Annotated in this window: 16 protein-coding genes and 1 pseudogene; 5 read left to right on the forward strand and 12 right to left on the reverse strand. The window is 62.7% G+C overall.

The genetic code is table 11. From position 1 onward, the window contains the following. Window positions 1-6: 6 nt before the first annotated feature. The 5 genes and pseudogenes from ACZYR5_RS22585 to ACZYR5_RS22605 all read right to left on the reverse strand — a co-directional run. A pseudogene (locus tag ACZYR5_RS22585) lies at window positions 7-1,206 on the reverse strand (NAD(P)/FAD-dependent oxidoreductase); the annotation flags it as partial. A 289-nt stretch (window positions 1,207-1,495) separates the two neighbouring features. Continuing rightward, on the reverse strand, window positions 1,496-3,160 hold the full coding sequence (locus tag ACZYR5_RS22590; protein WP_489091824.1) for a bifunctional protein-serine/threonine kinase/phosphatase: 1,665 nt from the start codon (window positions 3,158-3,160) through the stop codon (window positions 1,496-1,498). A 7-nt stretch (window positions 3,161-3,167) separates the two neighbouring features. Then, window positions 3,168-4,379, reverse strand: a complete 1,212-nt coding sequence (locus ACZYR5_RS22595; RefSeq protein ID WP_489091823.1) for a nitrate/nitrite transporter — start codon at window positions 4,377-4,379, stop codon at window positions 3,168-3,170. Window positions 4,380-4,599: 220 nt separating this feature from the next. Then, the gene (locus ACZYR5_RS22600) at window positions 4,600-5,184 is read right to left on the reverse strand and encodes an ANTAR domain-containing response regulator (RefSeq protein ID WP_489091822.1); all 585 of its coding nucleotides are present in this window, start codon (window positions 5,182-5,184) and stop codon (window positions 4,600-4,602) included. Window positions 5,185-5,199: 15 nt separating this feature from the next. Continuing rightward, complete coding sequence (locus tag ACZYR5_RS22605) at window positions 5,200-6,411, reverse strand: CmpA/NrtA family ABC transporter substrate-binding protein (protein WP_489091821.1); 1,212 nt, start codon at window positions 6,409-6,411, stop codon at window positions 5,200-5,202. A gap of 209 nt (window positions 6,412-6,620) precedes the next feature. Between ACZYR5_RS22605 and ACZYR5_RS22610 the strand changes: the two genes are divergently transcribed. Further along, entirely contained in the window at window positions 6,621-7,640 is a 1,020-nt protein-coding gene (locus ACZYR5_RS22610) for a quinone-dependent dihydroorotate dehydrogenase (RefSeq protein WP_489091820.1), read from the forward strand. 126 nt (window positions 7,641-7,766) lie between these two features. On the opposite strand, the gene rmf is transcribed toward ACZYR5_RS22610, so the two are convergent. Further along, window positions 7,767-7,982, reverse strand: coding sequence for a ribosome modulation factor (gene rmf / locus ACZYR5_RS22615; RefSeq protein WP_003223300.1), 216 nt, complete (start codon window positions 7,980-7,982; stop codon window positions 7,767-7,769). Window positions 7,983-8,526: 544 nt separating this feature from the next. On the opposite strand from rmf, the gene rlmKL reads away from it, so the two are divergent. Together rlmKL and ACZYR5_RS22625 are read left to right on the forward strand one after the other, a co-directional pair. Further along, complete coding sequence (gene rlmKL, locus ACZYR5_RS22620) at window positions 8,527-10,797, forward strand: bifunctional 23S rRNA (guanine(2069)-N(7))-methyltransferase RlmK/23S rRNA (guanine(2445)-N(2))-methyltransferase RlmL (RefSeq protein WP_489091819.1); 2,271 nt, start codon at window positions 8,527-8,529, stop codon at window positions 10,795-10,797. A gap of 137 nt (window positions 10,798-10,934) precedes the next feature. Then, window positions 10,935-13,331: a sensor domain-containing diguanylate cyclase gene (locus ACZYR5_RS22625; protein ID WP_489091818.1), complete on the forward strand. Its 2,397-nt coding sequence runs from the start codon at window positions 10,935-10,937 to the stop codon at window positions 13,329-13,331. Window positions 13,332-13,380: 49 nt separating this feature from the next. Here the strand turns inward: ACZYR5_RS22625 and dacB are convergent, their stop codons facing one another. Continuing rightward, window positions 13,381-14,841, reverse strand: coding sequence for a D-alanyl-D-alanine carboxypeptidase/D-alanyl-D-alanine endopeptidase (dacB, locus tag ACZYR5_RS22630; RefSeq protein WP_027618028.1), 1,461 nt, complete (start codon window positions 14,839-14,841; stop codon window positions 13,381-13,383). A gap of 234 nt (window positions 14,842-15,075) precedes the next feature. On the opposite strand from dacB, the gene ACZYR5_RS22635 reads away from it, so the two are divergent. Further along, window positions 15,076-15,420, forward strand: coding sequence for a YggL family protein (locus ACZYR5_RS22635; RefSeq protein WP_489091817.1), 345 nt, complete (start codon window positions 15,076-15,078; stop codon window positions 15,418-15,420). Between the two features lie 43 nt (window positions 15,421-15,463). On the opposite strand, the gene ACZYR5_RS22640 is transcribed toward ACZYR5_RS22635, so the two are convergent. Continuing rightward, window positions 15,464-16,654, reverse strand: coding sequence for a benzoate/H(+) symporter BenE family transporter (locus tag ACZYR5_RS22640; protein WP_489091816.1), 1,191 nt, complete (start codon window positions 16,652-16,654; stop codon window positions 15,464-15,466). A 234-nt stretch (window positions 16,655-16,888) separates the two neighbouring features. On the opposite strand from ACZYR5_RS22640, the gene ACZYR5_RS22645 reads away from it, so the two are divergent. Then, complete coding sequence (locus tag ACZYR5_RS22645; protein WP_489091815.1) at window positions 16,889-17,653, forward strand: GntR family transcriptional regulator; 765 nt, start codon at window positions 16,889-16,891, stop codon at window positions 17,651-17,653. A gap of 178 nt (window positions 17,654-17,831) precedes the next feature. Here the strand turns inward: ACZYR5_RS22645 and guaD are convergent, their stop codons facing one another. The 4 genes from guaD to xdhA all read right to left on the reverse strand — a co-directional run bounded on the left by guaD (window position 17,832) and on the right by xdhA (window position 23,977). Beyond that, a complete protein-coding gene (gene guaD, locus ACZYR5_RS22650; RefSeq protein ID WP_027618024.1) occupies window positions 17,832-19,136 on the reverse strand; it encodes a guanine deaminase in 1,305 nt (434 codons plus the stop codon). A gap of 7 nt (window positions 19,137-19,143) precedes the next feature. Continuing rightward, window positions 19,144-20,001 (reverse strand): xanthine dehydrogenase accessory protein XdhC, encoded by an 858-nt coding sequence (xdhC, locus tag ACZYR5_RS22655; protein ID WP_489091814.1) that lies wholly within the window; start codon window positions 19,999-20,001, stop codon window positions 19,144-19,146. A 129-nt stretch (window positions 20,002-20,130) separates the two neighbouring features. Then, window positions 20,131-22,530, reverse strand: a complete 2,400-nt coding sequence (gene xdhB, locus ACZYR5_RS22660; RefSeq protein WP_489091813.1) for a xanthine dehydrogenase molybdopterin binding subunit — start codon at window positions 22,528-22,530, stop codon at window positions 20,131-20,133. Next, window positions 22,523-23,977 (reverse strand): xanthine dehydrogenase small subunit, encoded by a 1,455-nt coding sequence (xdhA, locus tag ACZYR5_RS22665; RefSeq protein ID WP_489091812.1) that lies wholly within the window; start codon window positions 23,975-23,977, stop codon window positions 22,523-22,525. Before xdhA ends, xdhB begins: the two co-directional genes overlap by 8 nt. Window positions 23,978-24,175 lie beyond the last annotated feature (198 nt).

Here is a 24,175-nt window from a genome sequence, read left to right on the forward strand (position 1 = left end):
CGGCGTGTCACCGAACATCAAGTGATCGCGAATCTGCCGGATGTTGCACTGCTCGCGGATCTGCCGGAAATACCAGCCGCCATTGGCGGTGTCGCCGTACAGGCAGGCACCGACCAGCACGTCGTCCTTGATCACCAGCTTTTTATAAATGCCGTCGATGGGATCGCGCAGGGTGATGGTCTCGGTGCCTTCATCGCCCTTGAAATCCCCGGCGGAGAACAGGTCGATGCCGGTGACTTTCAGTTTGGTCGAGGTCACCGAGCCCGGATAACGGGCGAAGCCCAGTTGCGCCAGGTGATTGGCGCAGACTTTGGCCTGCTCGAACAGCGGCGCCACCAGGCCGTAGGTAATGCCGCGATGACTGGCGCATTCGCCGATCGCATATATCCGTGGGTCGTAGGTTTGCAGGGTGTCATTCACCAGGATTCCGCGATTGCAAGGCAGCCCGGCCTTTTCCGCGAGTTCGGTGGCAGGGCGGATGCCGGCGGCCATCACCACCAGATCGGCGGGAATCACCTCACCATTGTTGAACTGTACCGATCCGACCCGACCGTTGCCGGCATCGTGCAGGGCCTGGGTCTGCTCACTCAGGCGAAAATGCAGGCCGCGGCTTTCCAGCGCGGTTTGCAGCAGTTGCCCGCTGGTTTTGTCGAGTTGCCGTTCCAGCAGCCATTCGCCGATGTGCACCACGGTCACGTGCATGCCGCGCAACATCAGGCCGTTGGCAGCCTCCAGGCCCAGCAGGCCACCGCCGATGACCACCGCGTGGCGGTGGGTTTTTGCGGTGTCGATCATCGCCTGGGTGTCGGCGATGTCGCGGTAGCCGATCACCCCCTGCAAGGTATTGCCGGGAATCGGCAGCCTGAACGGCGTCGAGCCAGTGGCGATCAGCAGGCGATCGTACTCGGCCTCGGTGCCGTCGTCGGCAATCACCCGGCGCTTGATGCGGTCGATTTCCACCACTTTGCGGTTGAGCAGCAACTTGATGTTGTGGTCCTGGTACCAACTGAGGTCGTTGAGCACGATCTCGTCGAAGGTCTGCTCGCCGGCCAGCACCGGCGACAGCAGGATGCGGTTGTAGTTGGCGTGGGGCTCGGCACCGAAAACGGTGATGTCATACAGTTCGTTGCTCAGCTTGAGCAGTTCTTCTAGCGTGCGGACCCCGGCCATTCCGTTGCCGATCATCACCAGTTTCATTTTTTTCATCAGGTTCTCCGCAAGCCCGCTGCCTGGCTCGATGTTTTTTGCGCAAACAAAAAAAGGCGTCCCGCCAGTTACCTGGCGAGGACACCTTTGTCCTGAACCCGTTCTATCGGGTGGCCTGGTCTCCAACGTTGGAGGCCGGGCGTTATGTAGAGTGAGAGGACTGATGCAGCGGTTGTGCCAAGTCTGGTAAAGCGCGCAATCAGCGGCCTGCAAGCAACCTGAGCAGGCGAATAAGCGTGCAGATGCGCACCGATTGAAGGCAGTGTGCACAGGGATGGCGCGGCGGGTATCAGCCGTGGAACAGGGCGAACAACAGCAGCAGGTTGATCAGCAGTGAGACCAGGGCCAGGGTGCGCCAGACTTTCAGCGGTTCGCGCTCGAGCAAGGGCCGTGGCCGTGCGCTCAGGCTGCGCCGTTCGCCTTGTTCAAGCACCAGCAGCCATTCTTCGGCGGTTTCATAGCGCTCAGCCGGTTGGGCATTGACCCCCCGTTCCAGGCTCTGGCCCAGCCAGTCCGGGAGATCCGGTCGATAGCGCTGGGCGCTGACCGGCACGCCGAACCGTGGGCGCTGGAAGGCTTCGATCTCACCGTAGGGATAGTGCCCGGTGGCCAGGTAATACAGGGTCACGCCAACGGCATACAAGTCTTGCTGCGCTGTAGGAGTGTCGCCGTTGAACGCTTCCGGAGCGATGTAGCTGGGGGTGCCGGGCAGCAGGTTGGACGGATCGGCGGACAGTCCCGGACAATAGGCCAGGCCAAAATCCAGCAGGCGCAACTCGCCGTCAGCCGCCAGCAACAGATTCTCCGGCTTGATATCGCGGTGCAGGATCTGTCGTCGATGGAGCATGCCCACCGCCCGCAACAAGCGCTCGGCCAGCGCCCGCCACTGTTCGATGGGTAGCGGGCCGTGCTCGTTGAACAGCTGCGCCAGGGTCTGGCCCGGGTATTCGCGCATCACGTAGTACAGATGCTGACGCTGGGTCGCCGGGTGAATTTCCGGAAAGCTGCGACCGGCAACCCGCTTGAGAAACCATTCCTCGGACAACAGGGCCTGGGCCGCTGCCGGGTCATCACCCATCGGCAAGGTCTTCAACAGCCAGGGTTGCTGCTGGCTGTCGCGCACTCGATAAAGCAAGGATTGCTGGCTTTGCCCAATCAGGCTTTCGACCTGCCAGCCCTCGAACGCCTGACCCGGCTTGAGCGGCGGCGGTAACGGCCATTGCTGCAAGTGAATCAGCGCATCGCCGATGCTCGCTTCACCGAGGGCATCGACCCGCACCAGCAGCGCGCTGGCATTGTCCTGGCTGCCGGCCAGGTGCGCGGCGTTGACCAGGGTCTGCGCCGCGCTGTCGAGGTCCGGTTGATCGCGCAGGATAGCGGCGATAGCAGTGTCGCCCAGCGTCGCCCAGACGCCGTCGCTGAGCAGCACGAAACATTCGCCGGCGCGCAGTTCGCCATCGAGGAAATCCAGCACCAGATGCTGGTCCAGGCCCAGGGCACGCTTGAGCACATGCTGCATGCCCGGTTGTTCCCAGACGTGATCCTCGCTGATGCGCTGCAACTGTTCGGCGTGCCAGCGATAGACCCGGCAGTCGCCGACGTGGGCCAGGGTGAAACGCTGCCCGCGCAACACCAGCGCGCTGACCGTGGTCAACAGCGGCAAGCCGCCACCGTTGGCCTGCAACCAGCGGTTCTGCGCCAGCAGCAGGCGGTCCAGGGACTGCGCGACCCCCCAGGTCTGCGGTGTCGCGTAGTAGTCCAGCGCCAGCGCCTGCAGGGTGGTGCGCGCCGCCAGTCCGCCATCGGCGCATTGGCTGACGCCGTCGGCGATGGCAAACAGAAAGCCCTTGCTGGCGGCGATGTCGGCGGCCGGGGTCACCAGGCGCAGGGCGTCCTGGTTTTCCTCCCGTGGGCCGATGGCGCTGGCCTCGGCAAAGCTCAGTTGCAGGCTCATCGATTGATCAGACCCGCGCCGCGGTCACGGCCGCCGAACCCCAAGTGGTTCTCCAGCGGCGCTTGACCCCATGCAGGCCAAACCAGGCCAGCACGCCGAGGCTGGCGAACAGCCACAGGGCCAGTTGGTAGCTGCCAGTGCTCTGTTTGATCGCGCCCATGCCCGCCGCCAGGGCGAAGCCGCCAATGCCGCCCGCCATGCCGATCAGCCCGGTCATCACCCCGATTTCACGTCGAAAGCGCTGCGGGACCAACTGGAACACTGCGCCATTGCCGGCACCGAGACCGAGCATGGTGCAGACGAACAGTGCCAATGCCGCGTAGGAATTCGACAGGTTGAAGCCCACGGCCGCGATGCAGATGATGGCAACGCTGTACATCAGCAGCAGGGTGCGGATGCCGCCGAAGCGATCCGCCAGCGCGCCGCCGAGGGGGCGCATCAGGCTGCCACCGAACACGCAGGCCGCGGTGTAGTAGCCGGCCGTCACCGGGCTCAGGCCGTACTGGTCGTTGAAATAGCCGGGCAGGGCGCTGGCCAGGCCGATGAAGCCGCCGAAGGTCACGCAGTAGAAGAACATGAACCACCAGCTGTCGCGGTCGCCCAGGGCCTTGAAGTAGTCGGTCATGGACTTGGCTTTCGGGCGCTCCGGAGCGTTTTTCGCCAGCCAGGCGAAGATCACCAGGGTCAGGATCAGCGGGATCAGGGCGAAGCCGAAGACGTTGTTCCAGCCAAATGCCGCCGCCAGCAACGGGGCGATCAGGGCTGCCAGCACGGTGCCGGAGTTACCGGCACCCGCGATGCCCATGGCCTTGCCCTGGTGCTGCGGCGGATACCACTGCGAGGCCAGGGGCAGGGCGACGGCGAACGAGGCACCGGCCATGCCGAGGAACACCCCGAGCAGCAGGGCTTGTTCGTAGCTGTGGATGCCCAGCTTCCAGGCGCCGAACAGTGCGCAGATGACGATCACCTGGCCGATCAGCCCGGCGGTTTTTGGTGACAGGCGATCAGCCAGCAAGCCCATCACGAAACGCAGCAGGGCGCCGGCGAGGATCGGCGTGGCGACCATCAGGCCGCGCTGTTGGGTGGTCAATTGCAGGTCGGCGGCAATCTGCACTGCCAGCGGGCCGAGCAGGTACCAGACCATGAAGCTCAGGTCGAAGTACAGGAAGGCCGAGAACAGGGTCGGGGTATGGCCGGATTTCCAGAAGCTTGAATTCATCGCGCACCTCAGCGGTTAAAAGGGAGTCGTGAGCTTTGCGGTGGGGCGCCACAACTGCCGCACCACCGGCCCCGGGCTGTGGGGCCAAAACGAAAAAACGCCGCAACCCGCTGCGCTTGCGCGTAAGGGGTGTGCGACGTCGTTGTCGTGGATGGGGCAACCGCCGTTGGCTACCGGTAACCTTTACTTAGCGAGATCTGTGCCAACCGTCCGGGTACGGTCAAGACTGACCGCCCAGCAGCTCGCTCATGGCGATGATCTGTTCGGCGACCTGGATCAGCTTCTGCTGACGGCTCATGGCCTGGCGGCGCATCAGGGTGTAGGCCTGCTCTTCGTTGCAGTCCTTCATTTTCATCAGCAGCCCCTTGGCCAGCTCGATGCGCTTGCGCTCGGCCAGTTGCTGGTCGCGAGCTTGCAACTGGGCGCGCAGGGCCTGGTCGCTCTCGAAGCGCGCCATGGCGACATCGAGAATCGGCTGCAGGCGCGCAGCATGAATACCTTCGACTATATAGGCACTGACCCCGGACTTGATTGCCTGGCGCATCACGCCGGGGTCGTGCTCGTCGGTGAACATCACGATCGGCCTTGGCTGGTCGCGGCTGACCAGCACGACTTGCTCCAGCACATCGCGGCTGGGTGACTCGGTATCGATCAGGATCACGTCCGGGCGCACCGTTTCGACGCGTGCCGGCAGGTCGATGGTCAGGCCGGATTCGTCTATCACTTCAAAGCCGGCTTCGGTCAGCGCGGTTTTCAGGCGCCCGACCTTTTTTGCGGTGTCGTTGATCAGCAGGATACGCAACATGCTCTGGCTCTCCTGTCAGCGGCTGGCGTGCCGGGGGGCGATGTCGGCCATGGCGTGCAGGCGGAAGCTGCGGGCATAGGCAGCGGGGTCGGAGCCATCCCAGACTTTGCCGTCGATCAGTTGGCTGCTGCGCATTTCCTGGCGCTGGCCTGGCACACCAAGGGCGCCTGCGGCATCGTTATAGAGATCGAGTTGCTGGACCTGACGGGCCACCTGCAGGTAGTCCGGGTCATCGCGCAACAGGCCCCAGCGGCGGAACTGGGTCATGAACCACATGCCATCGCTCAGGTAAGGCTGATTGACCTCGCCGTCGTTATGAAAGCGCAGGGCATGCGGGTCCTGCCAGCAATTGCCCAGGCCGTCGTCGTAGTCACCGAGCAGGCGCGGGGCGATGCATTCCAGCGGCGTGTCGAGGTAGTCCGTGGCACTGAGTAATTGCGCGGTGCTGCGGCGATTCTCCTGACTTTGCTCGATGAATCGGCTCGCTTCGAGGATCGCCATCACCAGCGCCCGGGCGGTGTTGGGGTATTGCTCGACGAAGGTGCGGGTGCAGCCAAGGACTTTTTCCGGGTGATCCGGCCAGATCGACTGGCTGGTGGCCATCGTGAAGCCGAGGTTCTGTTTCACCGCGCTGGCGCTCCACGGCTCACCGACGCAGAAGCCGTCGATCCGCCCTGCCTGCAGGTGTGCGACCATTTGCGACGGCGGCACCACGACACTGTCGACATCCTGCAACGGATGGATGCCTTGGCTCGCCAGCCAGTAGTACAGCCACATGGCATGGGTGCCCGTAGGAAAAGTCTGGGCGAAGGTCAGTTTTGCGCGACTTTGGTGCACGTGCCGATGCAGCGCTTCAGGACTGCTCACGCCCAGTCCCTGCAGGCCATGGGACAGGTTGATGCTCTGGCCGTTCTGGTTGAGGCCCATGAGCACTGCCATGTCGGTAGCAGGCGTGCCGCCGATACCCAGGTGCACCGCATAGATCAGGCCGTAGAGGCTGTGGGCGGCGTCGAGTTCGCCGCTGACCAGCTTGTCCCGCAGGTTGGCCCAGGACGATTGGCGCTTGAGGTTCAGGGTCAGGCCGTAGGGTTGGGCGAAGCCCTGCGTGGCGGCGACCACCACCGAGGCGCAGTCGCTCAAGGCCATGAAACCCAGGTTGATGGTGGTTTTTTCCGGGGCATCGCTGCCATTGACCCAGGCCAGCGGGTCGACTGTCGGTTCGTTCATTGCTGGAGCACCTTGGCAAAATCGGTGGAGCGCGCGGCGGGCGCATTTTTTGCGGGCAGGCCCACTCCCGCAGGGACTGCGTTGCTGATAGCGCAGCGAGTGCAAGGCATATGCCATCGCCCATGGATTTGCTCGTGCGCCTCGCTTGCGGGCCCACGCCCGGCTATAATCGCCGGCTCATTTCGCCGCCCATCGAGTCAAGTCCGCCCATGTATACCCTGGCCCGCCAACTGCTGTTCAAACTCTCCCCGGAAACCTCCCACGATCTGTCCCTGGACCTGATCGGCGCGGGCGGGCGTCTGGGCCTGAACGGCTTGCTGTGTAAGGCGCCGGCGGCGCTGCCGGTGAACGTCATGGGGCTCGACTTCCCGAACCCGGTGGGCCTGGCGGCTGGCCTGGACAAGAACGGCGCCGCCATCGACGGCTTCGCCCAACTGGGCTTTGGCTTCGTCGAAATCGGCACCATCACCCCGCGCCCGCAGCCGGGCAATCCAAAACCACGGATTTTCCGCCTGCCGCAAGCCGAGGCGATCATCAATCGCATGGGCTTCAACAACCTCGGCGTCGATCACCTGCTGGCGCGGGTTGCCGCAGCCAAGTACAAGGGCGTGCTGGGGATCAATATCGGCAAGAACTTCGACACCCCGGTCGAACGCGCGGTGGACGACTACCTGATCTGCCTGGACAAGGTCTACGCCCACGCCAGCTATGTCACGGTCAACGTCAGCTCGCCAAACACCCCGGGCCTGCGCAGCCTGCAATTCGGTGACTCGCTCAAGCAATTGCTCGCCGACCTGGCCCAGCGTCGCGCCGAGTTGGCCTTGCGCCACGGCAAGCACGTACCGCTGGCGATCAAGATCGCTCCGGACATGAGTGACGAAGAAACCGCACAGGTGGCGCAGGCGCTGATCGAAACCGGTATGGACGCGGTCATCGCCACCAACACCACCCTGAGCCGCGTCGGTGTCGAAGGCATGGAACACGGTGACGAGATGGGCGGCTTGTCCGGTGCACCGGTTCGTGAAAAGAGCACCCACACCGTAACGGTGCTGGCCTCGGAGCTGGGCGGTCGTCTGCCGATCATCGCGGCGGGTGGCATCACCGAAGGCAAGCACGCGGCTGAGAAAATCGCTGCGGGCGCCAGCCTGGTACAGATCTATTCGGGCTTCATCTATAAGGGCCCGGCGCTGATCCGCGAGTCGGTGGATGCTATCGCCGCCATGCGCTGAGGCTGTTGCGCAGGCATAAAAAAGGGCTCCTCGAGGGAGCCCCTGGGCCGAAGCCCGCCGTCCGGAGAGGACGTGCGTGGTTAAGTCGTTAACTGCTCAAATTGTCGTGTCGGATGTGTGCCCTGATTAGCCGACGGCGTGAAGTTCGTTGAGTCTATGGATTCCCGCAGTGCCGGTCATACCGTCCCAGTTGTCGCCGCGTCCTTCTCGCCAGCCGTTAATCCAGGCTTGGCGTACCGACGGTAGAGTAAATGGGCAAAGCTCACGGGATTTGCCACCAACGCCATATTGATATCCGCGCAAAAATGCTCTTTCCAACGGATCACGCTTAAGTCTTCTCATAGGGTGTTGCCCTCACTTGTTGACTGTATGTGTCGCGTCGACCCCTATCGAGGTCAGGCAGAAAAACTCTGCCAATGGCGGCTCGCTGCCGGCGTGGCGAGCCAAGGTGTTGACGTCGTTGCGGCGTCAACCTGAGATGAGTTCTAACCAATGCGTCACATGGATGGAATGATCGTTTTGTCATAAGGACGTAACGATAAAGATGTTATGGCCATAAGTAATTTGCCGCGTTTTCCCGGGGTATCGGCCAAACCCCGGTATGATCAGCCTCTGGCAGAATGATGAGGCTAATCCCTTAGTGAGAATGTCCACCTGTTGCACTCAGGTACTATTCGACGAAGGGTCGAGTTATGACATTTTGTTTCGCAGAATTTTTTATCTGCCCGGGCATCTAAGCTCACTCCAGCCGGTTGGCTGGATGAGTGGCCGGGGTGGGACGGCACACTTTCGTGCCACGCGAGCGTTCTTTTAGAAAAGCGCTTGATTGAAAACCGAGCGGGCAATGCGTTGCCCGTTCACTTATTGCCAAAGGCACTGGAACCCCATGTCGGATCGTTACGAACTCTTCCTCACCTGCCCCAAAGGTCTTGAAGGCCTGCTTATCGAGGAAGCCGTCGGGCTTGGCCTTGAGGAAGCGCGCGAGCACACCTCGGCCGTGCGTGGCATGGCCACCATGGAAACCGCCTATCGCCTGTGCCTGTGGTCGCGTCTGGCGAACCGGGTGCTGTTTGTGCTCAAGCGCTTCCCGATGAAGGACGCCGAAGACCTGTACCACGGCGTGCTCGACGTCGACTGGCAAGATCACATGCTGGCGGACGGTACCCTGGCGGTGGAGTTCAGCGGCCACGGTTCGGGCATCGACAACACCCATTTCGGCGCCTTGAAAGTCAAGGACGCCATCGTCGACAAACTGCGCACGCCATCCGGCGAGCGCCCGTCGATCGACAAGCTCAACCCGGACCTGCGCATTCACCTGCGCCTGGACCGCGGCGAAGCGATCCTCTCCCTCGACCTCTCCGGCCACAGCCTGCACCAGCGCGGCTACCGCCTGCAGCAAGGTGCCGCGCCGCTGAAGGAAAACCTCGCGGCGGCGATCCTGATCCGTTCCGGCTGGCCGCGGATTGCCGCCGAAGGTGGCGCGCTGGCCGACCCGATGTGTGGTGTGGGGACCTTCCTCGTCGAAGCCGCAATGATCGCCGCCGATATGGCGCCGAACCTGCGTCGCGAGCAGTGGGGCTTCACCGCCTGGCTAGGCCACGTGCCGGCGCTGTGGAAAAAACTCCATGAAGAGGCGACCGAGCGTGCTGCTGCTGGCCTCGCCAAGCCGCCGCTGTGGATTCGCGGCTACGAAGCCGACCCGCGCCTGATCCAACCGGGCCGCAACAACGTCGAGCGTGCTGGCCTCAGCGAGTGGATCAAGATCTACCAGGGCGAAGTGGCCACCTTCGAACCGCGTCCGGACCAGAACCAGAAAGGCCTGGTGATCTGCAACCCGCCGTACGGCGAGCGTCTGGGCGACGAGGCGAGCCTGCTCTACCTCTATCAGAACCTCGGCGAGCGCCTGCGCCAGGCCTGCTTGAACTGGGAGGCAGCGGTGTTCACCGGCGCCCCGGACCTGGGCAAGCGCATGGGCATTCGCAGCCACAAACAGTATTCGTTCTGGAACGGCGCGCTGCCGTGCAAGCTGCTGCTGATCAAGGTTCTGCCGGACCAGTTCGTCACCGGCGAGCGCCGCACCCCCGAGCAACGCCAGGCCGAGCGCGAGCAGGCGGCCTACGAGCAGTTGCCGGTCGAGCCCGAGGAACGCAAGTACAACAAGAATGGCAACCCGATCAAGCCGGTGCCGGCTCCGGCGCCGGTGATCGAGCAGCCACGCCTGAGCGAAGGCGGGCAGATGTTTGCCAACCGCCTGCAGAAGAACCTCAAGGCCATGGCCAAGTGGGTCAAGCGTGAAGGCATCGACTGCTACCGCGTGTACGACGCCGACATGCCCGAGTACTCGATGGCCATCGACCTGTACCACGACTGGGTCCATGTGCAGGAATACGCTGCGCCAAAATCCATCGACCCGGAAAAAGCCTCGGCGCGCATGTTCGATGCCCTCGCGGCAATTCCGCAGGCCTTGAACGTCGACAAAAGCCGCGTGGTGGTCAAGCGTCGTGAGCGCCAGAGCGGCACCAAACAGTACGAGCGCCAGGCGGCCCAGGGCAAGTTCGTCGAGGTCAATGAAGGTGGCGTCAAGTTGCTGGTCAACCTGACCGACTACCTCGACACCGGGCTGTTCCTCGATCACCGGCCGATGCGCATGCGCATCCAGAAAGAGGCCGCGGGCAAGCGCTTCCTCAATCTGTTCTGCTACACCGCGACCGCCAGCGTGCACGCGGCCAAGGGTGGTGCGCGCAGCACCACCAGCGTCGACCTGTCCAAGACCTACCTCGACTGGGCGCGGCGCAACCTGTCGCTCAACGGGTTCTCCGACAAGAACCGCCTGGAGCAGGGCGATGTCATGGCGTGGCTGGAGGCCAATCGTGACGAGTTCGAACTGATCTTCATCGATCCGCCGACCTTCTCCAACTCCAAGCGCATGGAAGGCATTTTCGACGTGCAGCGTGACCACGTGCAGTTGCTCGACCTGGCCATGGCGCGCCTGGCGCCGGGCGGCGTGCTGTACTTCTCGAACAACTTCCGCAAGTTCCAGCTCGAAGAGAACCTCTCGGCACGCTACGCCGTCGAGGAAATCACCGCACAAACCATCGACCCGGACTTTGCCCGTAACGGCAAGATCCACCGTGCCTGGAAAATCATGGCGCGTTAAGGTCTGAATGGAGCCATGGAGCCTTGATCTGTCAGGGCTCCATGGTTTTTTTGTGCTGGCTAATCTAGTGGCTAATAGCTATAACTTCAGACATGGCCAAGGTGACGCCAAAGCTCGCTGGCGTTTGAGTTTTGCTTATGCCGTTGCATGTCGCACGCCCCAAAATTCTCGGCCTCATCAATGAAGATGCGTCGGCCTGGCTTATAGCCCTGCTGGCCCTGGTGGTCGGTGGCCTGCTCACGGGCCTGCTGGCGTGGGCTACCCTCAGCGTGCATCACCAGCAGGTGGCGCAGCGCTTTCAATTGCTGGTCAGCGAACGCAAGAGCCGAATCACCGAGCGTTTCCAGGACCAGGAACTGCGTCTCGACAGCCTGCGGCGGTTTTTCGTCAATTCTCGAAGCGTCTCCCGCGAGGAGTTCGCCGGCTACACCCAACCCCTGTTGCAGCGGACCCAGGCCTACGGCTGGGCGCCGTTGATCAGCCATGAGCAGCGCCCGGTATTTGAGCGGGAAGTGCGCGAGCAGGGGCTCAAGGACTTTGCCATTCTCGATCTGGACGTAATGGGCCATGTGCAAGTGGCAGCGCCACGGGAAGAGTACGCGCCGCTGTTGTACAAGCAGACCTCAAGGATCCCCGGAGCGCCCCTCGGGGCTGATCTGCTGGCCGATCCCCCCCGTCGTGCGGTGTTGCACAAGGCCCGCGAGTCGGAGGTGATGGTGGTCTCGCGACCGATGCTGTTGAACGGCGTCGAGCCACCTTTTTCCCGAGGCGTCCTGCTGGTCGAGCCGGTGACCAGGGCGTCGTCCGCAGCGCAGGCGGGTGGGGGCAGTGGATACGTGGTGGCGCTGATCAGCATGCGTCAGTTGGTGGCCGATGGCTTCCCGCCACCGGGCCAGGACAACCTGGTGGTGGACATCAATGGCCGCACCGCGGACGGCCAGCGCGAGGCGTTCTACGAATCCACCAACGCCATTGCGCAGGAGCCGTTGTACTACCATTCGATGCTGCGCTTGGGGGACCAGGTCTATGACCTGGAAATCCAGACCAGCGCGGTATTCGAGCGCGGCAATCATCCGCCAATTATCGGCCTGGTGGTGATGGGCGCTTTGTTGAGCCTGTTGCTCAGCGTCTTGCTGCAGATTCTGGTCAGTCAGCGCCGGCGCGCCCTGGCGCTGGTCGAGCAACGGACCGCCGAGTTGCACCTGCGCGAGCAGGAACTGCGTGGGGCCCATGCACAATTGCGCGGCTTGCTCGATGCCGCGACCCAGGTGGCGGTGATTGCCACCGACCTGCGCGGGGTGATCACCACCTTCAACGCCGGCGCCGAGCAGATGCTGGGTTATCGCAGCAGCGCGGTGCTGGGCCAGGTCACCCTCGAAAGCCTGCATCTGCCCAGGGAGCTGGAAGCGCGGGCCGTCGAGCTCAGTCAGCGCTACGGCAAACGGGTGCCGGCGTGCCAGGCGATGCTGGTGGAAGACGCGAAGGAGCCCGGGCATGTGCCGCGCGAGTGGACCCTGGTGCGCGCGGACGGCAGCCACCTGGCGGTGAACATGCTGGCCACTGCGGTGCTCGATGATCAGGGGTTGTGGGTCGGGCACCTGGCGATCTGCATCGATATCACCGAGCGCAAGCGCGTGCATGAATCCCTGGCAGCTCGCGACCTGCTGCTGAAGAAACTCAGCGCCCATGTGCCGGGCGGAATCTACCAGTTCATGATGGCCGCCGATGGACACTTCAGCGTGATCTACGCCAGTGACGGTATTCGCGATATCTATGAACTGGAGCCGGACGTGTTGCTGAAGAACGCCGAGGCGATTTTCCAGCGTATCCATCCGCTGGATGTCAGTCGGGTGCGCAACTCGATCGGCCTGTCCTCACAGCGACTCAGCCATTGGCGCGAGGAATATCGGGTGATACTGCCCAGCCGCGGAATGCGTTGGGTGCGCGGGGAAGCCACGCCGGAAGAACTGCCGAGCGGTGGCGTGCTGTGGCACGGTTATATCTCGGATATTTCCGATATGAAGCGCGTCGAGGATGAACTGCGCGCGTTGTCGGTGACCGATTCGCTGACCGGGATTCACAACCGGCGCTATTTCCAGGAGCGCCTGACCCTGGAGATGGCCCGTGTATCGCGGGGCAACGGTGAATTGGCGGTGATCATGCTGGATATCGATCACTTCAAGGCGACCAACGACCGACATGGGCATGCCGCCGGTGATCGGGTGCTGCAGATGGTCTGCGAGCGGATCGGCAATCGCCTGCGCCGCACCGATGTGTTCTGTCGCCTGGGTGGCGAGGAGTTCATGGTGTTGTGCCCGGACACGGACGGCCGTCAGGCTCACAGCCTGGCGCTTGAATTGTGGTTGAGCCTGCGCACCCAGCCGTTCGAAGCCATGGGCACGGTCACCGCCAGTTTCGGGATTGCCAGCTGGCGTGCCGGGGAGGGCGCCGACGAAATGCTGCTGCGTGCGGATTCGGGGGTGTATGCGGCGAAGCAGGCGGGACGGGATCGGGTCGAGGAGGAGTTGCCCTAGGGGGCAGGCAGGAGATCGCGGTGGGCGACCTCCTGCTGTGGGCCGTGGCCTAGAGGTTCGACGCGGTGGCGGCCAGTTTCGGCTGGCGGTACAGGTCCAGCAGGACTTGATCGAGCACCGACGAAGCGCCAAACGGCGCCTTGTCGTTGAGGATCGCGACCACGGCCCAGGTGTTGCCGTTGTTGTCGCGGCTGAACCCGGCAATCGCGCGGACGGTGTTCAAAGTGCCGGTCTTGACGTGAGCCTCACCGCGCATCGCGGTGGTCTTCAGGCGCTTGCGCATGGTGCCATCCATGCCGGCAATCGGCATCGAGCTGACGAACTCGGCCGAGTACGGGCTGTGCCAGGCCGCTTGCAGCATGTTAGCCATTTCCCGGGCGCTGACACGCTCGGCACGGGACAGGCCGGAGCCGTTTTCCATGACCAGGTGGGGCGCGGTGATGCCTTTCTTCGCCAGCCACTGGCGTACGACGCGCTGGGCCGCCATGGCGTCGTCGCTGTCGGCGCTGGTGCGGTACTTCGCGCCCAGGCTGAGGAACAACTGCTGGGCCATGGTGTTGTTACTGTACTTGTTGATGTCGCGGATGATTTCCGCCAGGTCAGGGGAGAAAGCCCGGGCCAGGAGCTTGGCGTCTTTCGGTACGGCGCCCTGCAGATCACGGCCCTGGATGCTGCCACCCAACTCCTGCCAGATCGCCCTTACGGCGCCGGCGGTGTAGGTGGCGTGGTCGAGCAGCGACAGATAGGTCTGCGAGCTGCAGCCGTCGCCCAATTGGCCGGCCACGGTCACAGTGACGCTGCCGTCGGCCTGGGTCACCGGGTTGTAGCGCACGCCACCGGTGCATTGTTTGGAGTTGATCGCCTTGACCGTGTTCTCGATGCGGATACTGGCAATCGGCGGCTCGACCGAAACCAGCACGCGTCCGGAGTCGTTGCGGGCGACGAAGCGCAGGGCCTTGAGGTTGACCATGGCCGCGTCGGGCTTGACCAGGAACGGCTTGTTGTCGTCGTTGCCGTCGTCATTGAATTGCGGCAGTTGCGGCTGGTTGAAGAAACTGCGGTCGAGCACCAGGTCGCCGGTCACTTGCTGCACGCCATTGGCCCGCAGGTCGCGCATCAGCAGCCAGAGTTTTTCCATGTTCAGCTTTGGATCGCCGCCGCCCTTGAGGTACAGGTTGCCGCGCAGGATGCCGCCGCTGAGAGTGCCGTCGGTGTAGAACTCGGTTTTCCACTGGTGGTTGGGGCCGAGCATTTCCAGGGCGGCATAGGTGGTCACCAGCTTCATGGTCGACGCCGGGTTCACCGACACGTCGGCATTGAACACGGTCGGGGTGCCCGGACCGTTCAGGGGAATCATCACCAGCGACAAGGCGCTGTCGGGCAACTTGCTGGCCTTGAGGGCCTTTTCGACGTTAGGGGTCAGGGCGGTGTTGACGGGAGCGGCAGAAACGGGGAAAGCCAGAGGAACAAGCAGGCTGGCCAGCAACAATGGACGCAAAGATTTGATCATCTGAAATAAGACCCTGCAGTCGAGGGGAAAAGAGATGAGGGCATGAAAATGAATTCCCTCGGCAGTCACGAAATTGTCGGCATTATGCCCAAGGTATAGCGCTTTGTGCCGCTTACCGGTGAGCTATTGGGCGATTTTTTTTACCGACGGTAGGACGCCCTCGGCAGAGAGTCGGGCAAACGGTGGCTGAAAATGCTAAAGTGCCGCCCGATATTACTTATGAGGATTGTTCCAATGGCGACTAACCGTTCCCAGCGTCTGCGCAAAAAACTGTGCGTTGATGAATTTCAAGAGCTGGGTTTCGAACTGAACCTGGATTTCAAGGAAGACTTGGCTGATGAAGCCATTGACGCTTTCCTCGATGCATTCCTCAAAGAAGCCATGGAAGCCAACGGTCTGGGTTATGTTGGCGGCGACGACTACGGTCTGGTTTGCCTGCAGAAGCGTGGCTCGGTCACCGAAGCACAGCGCGCTGCAGTAGAAGCCTGGCTCAAAGGCCGCACCGAGCTGACCAGCGTTGAAGTCAGCCCGCTGCTGGACGTCTGGTACCCGGAAAAGCCGATCAATCCGGTAGCTTGATGTTAAAAAAAACGGCGACCTCAGGGTCGCCGTTTTTTTTCGCCTAGGCTTTACGCCAGTTCAGCACCATCAGCGTCACCACCCCCGCGACAATCCCCCAGAAGGCCGAGCCGATGGAGAACAGCGTCAGCCCCGACGCGGTGACCATGAAGGTGATCAGCGCCGCTTCCCGCTCCTTGACTTCGCTCATGGCGATGCTCAGGCCATTGATGATCGAGCCGAACAACGCCAGCGCGGCGATCGACAGCACCAGCTCCTTGGGCAGCGCGGCAAACAGGGCGGCCAGCGTGGCGCCGAACACCCCGGCGATGCCGTAGAAAATCCCGCACCAGACGGCGGCCGTGTAGCGCTTGTTGCGGTCTTCGTGGGCATGCGGCCCGGTGCAGATGGCTGCGCTGATGGCCGCCAGGTTGATCCCGTGGGAGCCGAACGGCGCCAGCAGCAGCGAAGCGATGCCGGTCGCGGTGATCAGCGGCGAGGCGGGAACGTTGTAGCCGTCGGCGCGCAGCACGGCGATGCCGGGCATGTTCTGCGAGGTCATGGCCACCACGAACAACGGGATGCCGATGCTGATGGTTGCCGCCAGGGAGAAGTGCGGGGTGGTCCATACCGGGGTTGCCACTTCCAGGTGGAAACCGCTGAAGTCCAGCAGGCCCATGAACCCGGACAGCGCGGTGCCGATCAGCAGTGCGGCGAGCACTGCGTAGCGCGGTGACAGGCGCTTGACCACCAGGTAGGTGAAGAACATCCCCAGTACCAGGCCGGTGCGGTGCTGGGCAGCGACGAAAATTTCGCTGCCGATCTTGAACAGAATCCCCGCCAGCAGGGCCGCGGCCAGCGATGCCGGGATTTTTTTCACCAGGCGCTCGAAGCTGCCGGTCATGCCACAGAGGATCACCAGCACCGCGCAAGTGATGTAGGCGCCAATCGCCTCGCCATAGCTGACCCCCGACAGGCTGGTGATCAGCAGGGCGGCGCCGGGGGTCGACCAGGCAATGGTGATGGGGGTGCGGTAGCGCAGGGACAAGCCGATGGAGCACACGGCCATGCCAATCGAGATCGCCCAGATCCACGAGGAAATTTGCCCGCTGGTCAGGCCGGCGGCTTGGCCGGCCTGGAACATCAGCACCAGCGAACTGGTGTAACCGGTCATCATCGCGATGAACCCGGCGACGATGGCCGATGGCGAGGTGTCGGCCAACGGGCGGAGTTGAGTGTGGCTGGCGTCGTTCATGACGGCGGGGGTTCCTTAAACAGATGAAGATGTCCGCAGACTCTGGGGACAAGCCTAAACTCAAACGTAACTGATCGTTGCAATACAGCCGGGGGCGTAGTTGGCCGTACAGTCGTCTTGCCACCAGCAGTTGTGTACAATGTGCCGTGTTTTTTACGCGATACTTGCCAGCGACCTGCTGTGCCGTATTACAGTCACGGTAATTCGCCGCAATTTTCCCGACCCCGAGCGCCCATGAACGAACAGTTGCAGCCCCTCAAGAAACAACCGCGAGCTGGCAAGGCCGGCCGCAGCGGCACCCAGGACGACATAGTCTATGCGCACATCTTCGAGGCCATTCTTGAACAGCGCCTGGCGCCCGGGACCAAATTGAGCGAAGAGGCGCTGGGCGAGATTTTCGGGGTCAGCCGCACCATCATCCGTCGCGCCCTGTCGCGTTTGGCCCACGAAAGCGTGGTGTTGCTGCGGCCCAACCGCGGTGCCGTGGTTGCCAGCCCGAGCGTGGACGAAGCGCGCCAGGTATTCATGGCCCGGCGCCTGGTGGAGCGGGCGATCACCGAACTGGCGGTCGAACATGCCACGGCCGAGGATCTCGGCGAGTTGCGGCAGATGGTCAATGACGAGCGCGACAGCTTTTCCCGCGGTGACCGTGGTGCCGGTATCCGCCTCTCGGGCGAATTCCACCTGAAACTGGCCGAGGCGGCGAAAAACGCGCCGCTGATCAGCTTCCAGCGCAGCCTGGTGTCGCAGACCTCCTTGATCATCGCCCAGTACGAAAGCGGCAACCGCTCGCACTGTTCCTACGATGAGCACACCCAGTTGATCGACGCCATCGAGGCCCGCGACGCGACCCTGGCGGTGAACCTGATGATGCATCACATGGATCACATCGACAGCAAGCTCAACCTCGACGAAGAAAGCGCGTCGGACGATCTGCATGCAGTGTTCTCGCATTTGCTGCAGACCAAGAAGCCGGGGCGTTCGCCGGCGAAAATCTGAGAGACCGCGTCGCGCCTATCGCCAGCAGGCTGGCTCCCACAGTTGATCTTCAGTGGTCACAAATTTTGCATTAGACACAGAATCCTGTGGGAGCCAGCCTGCTGGCGATGGCGGCAGGACCGGCAATAAAAATCCCCCGGGCTGAAAAGCGACGGGGGATTTTTTATGCCCGAAAACCTTACCGCTGATGCACCAGGTTGCCCGCCGCATAGGTCTGCAGCACGGTGCGGTCATCACCCAGCGTCATCAGCACAAACAACGTCTCGGCAATGTTGTTGGCCTGTTTCAGGCGGTAGCTGAGCAGCGGCGTCGAGTTGTAGTCGAGCACCAGGAAGTCGGCGTCGGTGCCCGGTTGCAGGGTACCGATCTTGTCCTCGAGGCGCAGGGCGCGGGCGCCGCCGAGGGTGGCCAGGTACAGCGATTTGAACGGGCTCAGGCGCGCGCCCTGCAATTGCATGACCTTGTAGGCTTCGTTGAGCGTATGCAGCAGCGAGAAGCTGGTGCCGGCGCCAACGTCGGTGCCCAGGCCGACATTGAGGTTGTGTTTCTCGGCCATCGGCAGGTTGAACAGACCGCTGCCGAGGAAGAAGTTCGAGGTCGGGCAGAAGGCCACGGCCGAACCGGTCTGCGCCAGGCGCGCGCATTCGTCGTCGCACAGGTGCACGCCATGGGCAAACACCGAGCGCTCACCCAGCAGCTGGTAGTGATCGTAGACGTCGAGATAGCCCTTGCGCTCCGGGAACAGTTCCTTGACCCACTGGATTTCCTGCAGGTTCTCGCTGATGTGGGTCTGCATGTACAGGTCGGGGTATTCGCCCAGCAACTGGCCGGCGAGGGTCAGTTGTTCCGGCGTACTGGTTGGGGCGAAGCGCGGAGTCACGGCGTAATGCAGGCGACCCTTGCCGTGCCAGCGCTCGATCAGCGCCTTGCTCTCGAGGTAGCTGGATTCGGCGGTGTCGGTCAGGTAGTCCGGAGCGTTGCGGTCCATCATCACCTTGCCGGCGATCATCCGCAGATCGAGCTTTTGCGCCTCTTCGAAGAACGAATCCACCGACTGCGGGTGCACGCTGCCGAACACCAGCGCGGTGGTGGTGCCGTTGCGCAGCAGTTCCTTGATGAAGATCCCGGCGACTTCCTCGGCGTGGGCCTTGTCGGCGAACTGGCTTTCGCAGGGGAAGGTGTAGGTGTTGAGCCAGTCCAGCAGTTGCTCACCGTAGGCGCCGACCATGCCGGTTTGCGGCAGGTGGATGTGGGTGTCGATGAAACCCGGGGTGATCAATGCATCTTTGTGGTGAACCACTTCAACGTCCGCCGCCAGGCTGGGGAGCAGTTCGCTGGCGTGGCCGATGGCACTGATCCGGCCATTTTCCGTGACCAGCAGGCCGTCCTCGAAATACTCGTAGGAGGCGTCGATACCGACTACGGCAGGGTCGGCGATGCTGTGCAGGATGGCGGCGCGGTAGGCTTTGCGAGTCTGAGGCATGGGATTCTCAATTCGAGGCTTTCAGGTTTGCGGTTTGGCTGCGGCGTGAAGCAGGCAGCAGTTTGGCAATCGGTTCGGCGCTGGAACTTTGCTGGCCGAAGTTGGCGTTGTAGGTGGCGATGATTTCGCCGGCGATGGAGATGGCGATTTCCACTGGCAGCTTGCCCTTGACCTCGCCAATGCCCATCGGGCAGCGCATGCGCTGCACGACGCCGGGCTCGAAGCCGCGATCGCGCAGGCGGTGTTCGAACTTCACGCGCTTGGTCTTCGAGCCGATCAGGCCGAAGTAGGCAAAGTCGTTACGCTTGAGGATGGCTGCGGTCAGCTCCAGGTCGAGCTGGTGATTGTGGGTCATGACGATGCAATAGCTGCCAGCGGGCAGGTCGTCGATTTCATCCACCGGCTCTTCGCTGACGATCTTGCGCACGCCATGGGGGATCTGCTCGGGGAATTCATCTTCCCGCGAGTCGATCCAGCGCACCCGGCACGGCAGGCTGGCGAGCAGCGGCACCAGGGCGCGGCCGACGTGGCCGGCGCCGAAGACGGCGATCTGCGCCTGCACCTGGCCCATGGGTTCGAACAGCAATACCGTGGCGCCGCCGCAGCACTGGCCGAGGCTGGCGCCGAGGCTGAAGCGCTCCAGGTGGGTGTCCTGCTTGCCGCTGGCGAGCATTTCCCGGGCGATGTGCATGGCCTTGTATTCCAGGTGCCCGCCACCAATGGTGTCGTAGGCCTGCCTGGCGCTGATGACCATCTTCGAGCCGGCATTGCGTGGCGTCGAGCCGAGCTCCTCGATGATCGTCACCAGCACACAGGGCTCACCCTGGTTTTGCAGGTCGGCGAGGGCGTCGATCCAGTTGTACATGTTCACCTCAACATCTGTGGTGTTTTCCAGATCCTCTTCGCTGGCAAGCCAGCTCCTACGGGGTGGGTGTCGATTGCGCCACCGCAAATGTGTAGGAGCTGGCTTGCCAGCGAACCAGTCACCTCGGTCTTACAGCGAAGCCAACTCGGTTTCGGGCTCAACAGCCTTCGCCGCCTTCAACTGGCGCATCTGCTCGCAACCCCACAACACCCGCTCCGGAGTGGCCGGGGCGTCGATTTTCGGCTGGTGTTTGTAATCACCCAGGCTGGCCACGGCGTCCTTGATCGCGCACCAGGCGGCGATGCCGAGCATGAACGGCGGCTCGCCCACAGCCTTGGAATGGAACACCGTGTCTTCCGGGTTCTTGCGGTTTTCCACCAGCTTCACCCGTAGATCCAACGGCATGTCGGCCACGGCGGGAATCTTGTAGCTGGCCGGGCCATTGGTCATCAGCTTGCCCTTGTTGTTCCACACCAACTCTTCCATGGTCAGCCAGCCCATGCCCTGGATGAAACCGCCTTCCACCTGGCCAATGTCGATGGCCGGGTTCAGCGAGGCGCCGACGTCATGCAGGATGTCGGTGCGCAGCATCTTGTATTCACCGGTCAGGGTGTCGATCAGCACTTCGCAGCAGGCGGCGCCAAAGGCGAAGTAATAGAACGGACGGCCCCGCGCCTGGCTGCGGTCGTAGTAGATTTTCGGGGTCTTGTAGAAGCCGGTGCTCGACAGCGACACCTGGTTGAAATACGCCTGCTGAATCAGCGCTTCAAACGTCAGGATGTGATCGCGAACGCGCACGTGGCCGTTGTGGAACTCGACGTCTTCCTCGCTGACCTTGTACTGGCGCGCGGCAAATTCCACCAGGCGCTGCTTGATGGTTTCGGCGGCGTTCTGCGCGGCCTTGCCGTTGAGGTCGGCACCGCTGGACGCGGCAGTCGGCGAGGTGTTCGGCACCTTGTCGGTGTTGGTCGCGGTGATTTGCACGCGGTCCATTTCCACCTGGAACACTTCGGCCACCACCTGCGCGACCTTGGTGTTCAAGCCCTGGCCCATCTCGGTACCGCCGTGGTTGAGGTGGATGCTGCCGTCGGTGTAGATGTGGATCAGCGCGCCGGCCTGGTTGAGGAAGCTGGCGGTGAAGGAGATACCGAATTTCACCGGGGTCAGCGCCAGGCCTTTTTTCAGGATCGGGCTGTTGGCGTTGTAGCGGCGGATCGCTTCGCGGCGCTCGGCGTACTGGCTGCTTTCTTCCAGTTCGGCGGTCATTTCCTCGAGCATGTTGTGCTCGACGGTCTGATAGTAGTGGGTGACGTTACGCTCGGTCTTGCCGTAGTAGTTGGCCTTGCGCACCGCCAGCGGGTCGAGTGCCAGGTGACGGGCAATCGCGTCCATCACTTCCTCGATCGCCACCATCCCCTGCGGGCCACCGAAGCCACGGTAGGCGGTGTTGGAGGCGGTGTTGGTCTTGCAGCGGTGACCGTTGATGGTCGCATCGCCCAGGTAGTACGAGTTGTCCGAGTGGAACATCGCCCGGTCGACGATCGATGCCGACAGGTCAGGCGAGCAGCCGCAGTTGCCGGCGAGGTCGAGGGCGATGCCGTGCAGGCGCCCGGTGCTGTCGAAGCCGACGTCGTACTCGACGTAGAACGGGTGACGCTTGCCGGTCATCAGCATGTCTTCGACCCGTGGCAGGCGCATCTTGGTCGGCTGGCCGGTGAGGTGCGCGATCACCGCACACAGGCACGCCGGGCTCGCCGCCTGGGTTTCCTTGCCGCCGAAACCACCGCCCATGCGGCGCATGTCGACAACGATCTTGTTCATCGACACGTCTAGGACTTCAGCCACCAGTTTCTGCACTTCGGTGGGGTTCTGGGTCGAGCAGTAGACGATCATGCCGCCGTCTTCGGTGGGCATCACCGAAGAGATCTGGGTTTCCAGGTAGAAGTGTTCCTGGCCACCGATGTGCAACGTGCCCTGGATCCGGTGTTCAGCCGAGGCCAGTGCGCCGGCCGAATCGCCGCGCTGATGGGTATGGCTGTCGAGCACGAAATGGCGTTTGCGCAGGGCGTCGACCACATCCAGCACTGGCTCCAGGTCTTCGTATTCGATGACCGCGGCCATGGCCGCCTTGCGTGCGGTTTCCAGGTCTTTGGCGGCGACGGCAATCACCGGCTGGCCGACAAACTGCACAGTGTCGATGGCCAGCAGCGGATCGCCGGGCAGCAACGGGCCGATGTCTTTGAGACCGGGTACGTCTTCGTGGGTGATGGCGATGCGCACGCCTTCGAAGGCGTAGCAGGGCGCAGTGTCGATGCTGATGATCCGGGCGTGGGCGCGGTCCGACAGGCGTGCATAGACGTGCAGCTGATTGGGAAATTCCAGGCGGTCGTCGATGTACTGGGCTTCGCCGGACACGTGTTTGGCGGCGCTGTCGTGCTTGACGCTGCGGCCGACACCGGTGGTCAGGTCCTTGGCGAACAGTTCAGCCAGTTCGGCTTGGGTCTTCTCGATGGCGTGATGATTAGACATAAGCGGTCACCCGAGTCTCGATGTGCGGTGTTTGCAGTTCGATGAAGTATTTGCGCAGCAGGTTCTGCGCGCTGAGCAGGCGGTACTCCTTGCTCGCGCGGAAGTCCGACAGCGGGGTGAAATCATCGGCCAGGGCGATGCAGGCGCGCTCGACGGTGGCGTGGTTGAACGGCGCACCGAGCAACACCGCTTCGCAGGCAGCCGCCCGTTTCGGAATCGCCGCCATGCCGCCGAAGGCCACGCGGGCCTCGGCAATCACGCCGTTTTCCAGGCGGATATTGAACGCTGCGCACACCGCGGAAATATCATCGTCCAGACGCTTGGAGACCTTGTAGGCGCGGAACAGTTTTTCCGCACTGGCCCGTGGCACGATGATCTTCTCGATGAATTCGCTTTCCTGGCGCGCGGTGACCCGGTAATCGATGAAGTAGTCTTCCAGCGCCAGCGTGCGGCGGGTCTCGCCCTTGCGCAGGACAATCTGCGCGCCCAAAGCGATCAGCAGCGGCGGCGAATCACCAATGGGCGAGGCGTTGCCAATGTTGCCGCCCAGGGTGCCCTGGTTACGGATCTGCAGCGAGGCGAAGCGTTGCAGCAATTCGCCGAAATCCGGGTACTCGGCCTTCAGCGCTTCATAGCAGTCGGAGAGGGGGGTGGCCGCGCCGATTTCCAGGCGGTCGTCGAAGCGTTCGATGCGCTTCATTTCGGCGACGTTGCCGACGTAGATCATCACCGGCAGGGTGCGATGGAACTGTGTGACCTCCAACGCCAGGTCGGTACCGCCGGCCAGCAGGCGGGCTTGCGGGTAGGCGTCGTACAGGTCGGCGAGGTCGGCGATGGTCAGCGGCACCAGGCAGCGCTTGTCGCCGCTGTTCAGCTCGCCGGTGGTGTTCGGAGCGATGGCCTTGAGCCGGGCAATGGTCTCGGCCTCGCGGGCGTCGAACTGATCGGGCTGTTTGCCACAGCAGGCTTGCTGCGCGGCTTCGAGGATTGGCCGGTAGCCGGTGCAGCGGCAAAGATTACCGGCGAGGGCTTCGTGAGCCTTGTGGCTGTCGGGCTGCTCGCTGTTTTTCTGCAGGGCGAACAGCGACATGACGAAGCCCGGCGTGCAGAAACCGCACTGCGAGCCGTGGCACTCGACCATCGCCTGCTGCACGCTGTGCAATTGCCCCTGATGCTTGAGGTCTTCAACGCTGATCAACTGTTTGCCATGCAGCGACGAGACAAACGTCAGGCACGAGTTGAGGCTGCGATAGCGAATGTGTTCGCGACCCTGGTCGTCGGCCTGCAACTCGCCGACCACCACCGTGCACGCACCGCAGTCACCGCTGGCACAGCCTTCTTTGGTGCCGGGCTTGCCCAAATGGTCGCGCAGATAATTCAGCACGGTCAGGTTCGGGTCCAGGGCGTGCTCGCTACGGAGTTCCTGGTTAAGTAAAAACTGGATCACGGAAGGCCTCGCAGACGTATTTATTGTTGTTAACCGTTGTGCCTGAATCTATCAGGTCTGACTTTACGGTCAATGATTTTCTGACTTAAAGGTCAGGAAATTGCAATTTGTCGATCAACTGTCGTTGCTTTCATTATTGACCCTTTGGACATGACTCGCTTTTTGCTTGAATCGTGCCAATTTACCCGGCCCGGGTCC

The sequence above is a fragment of the Pseudomonas sp. F007 genome (assembly GCF_057814275.1).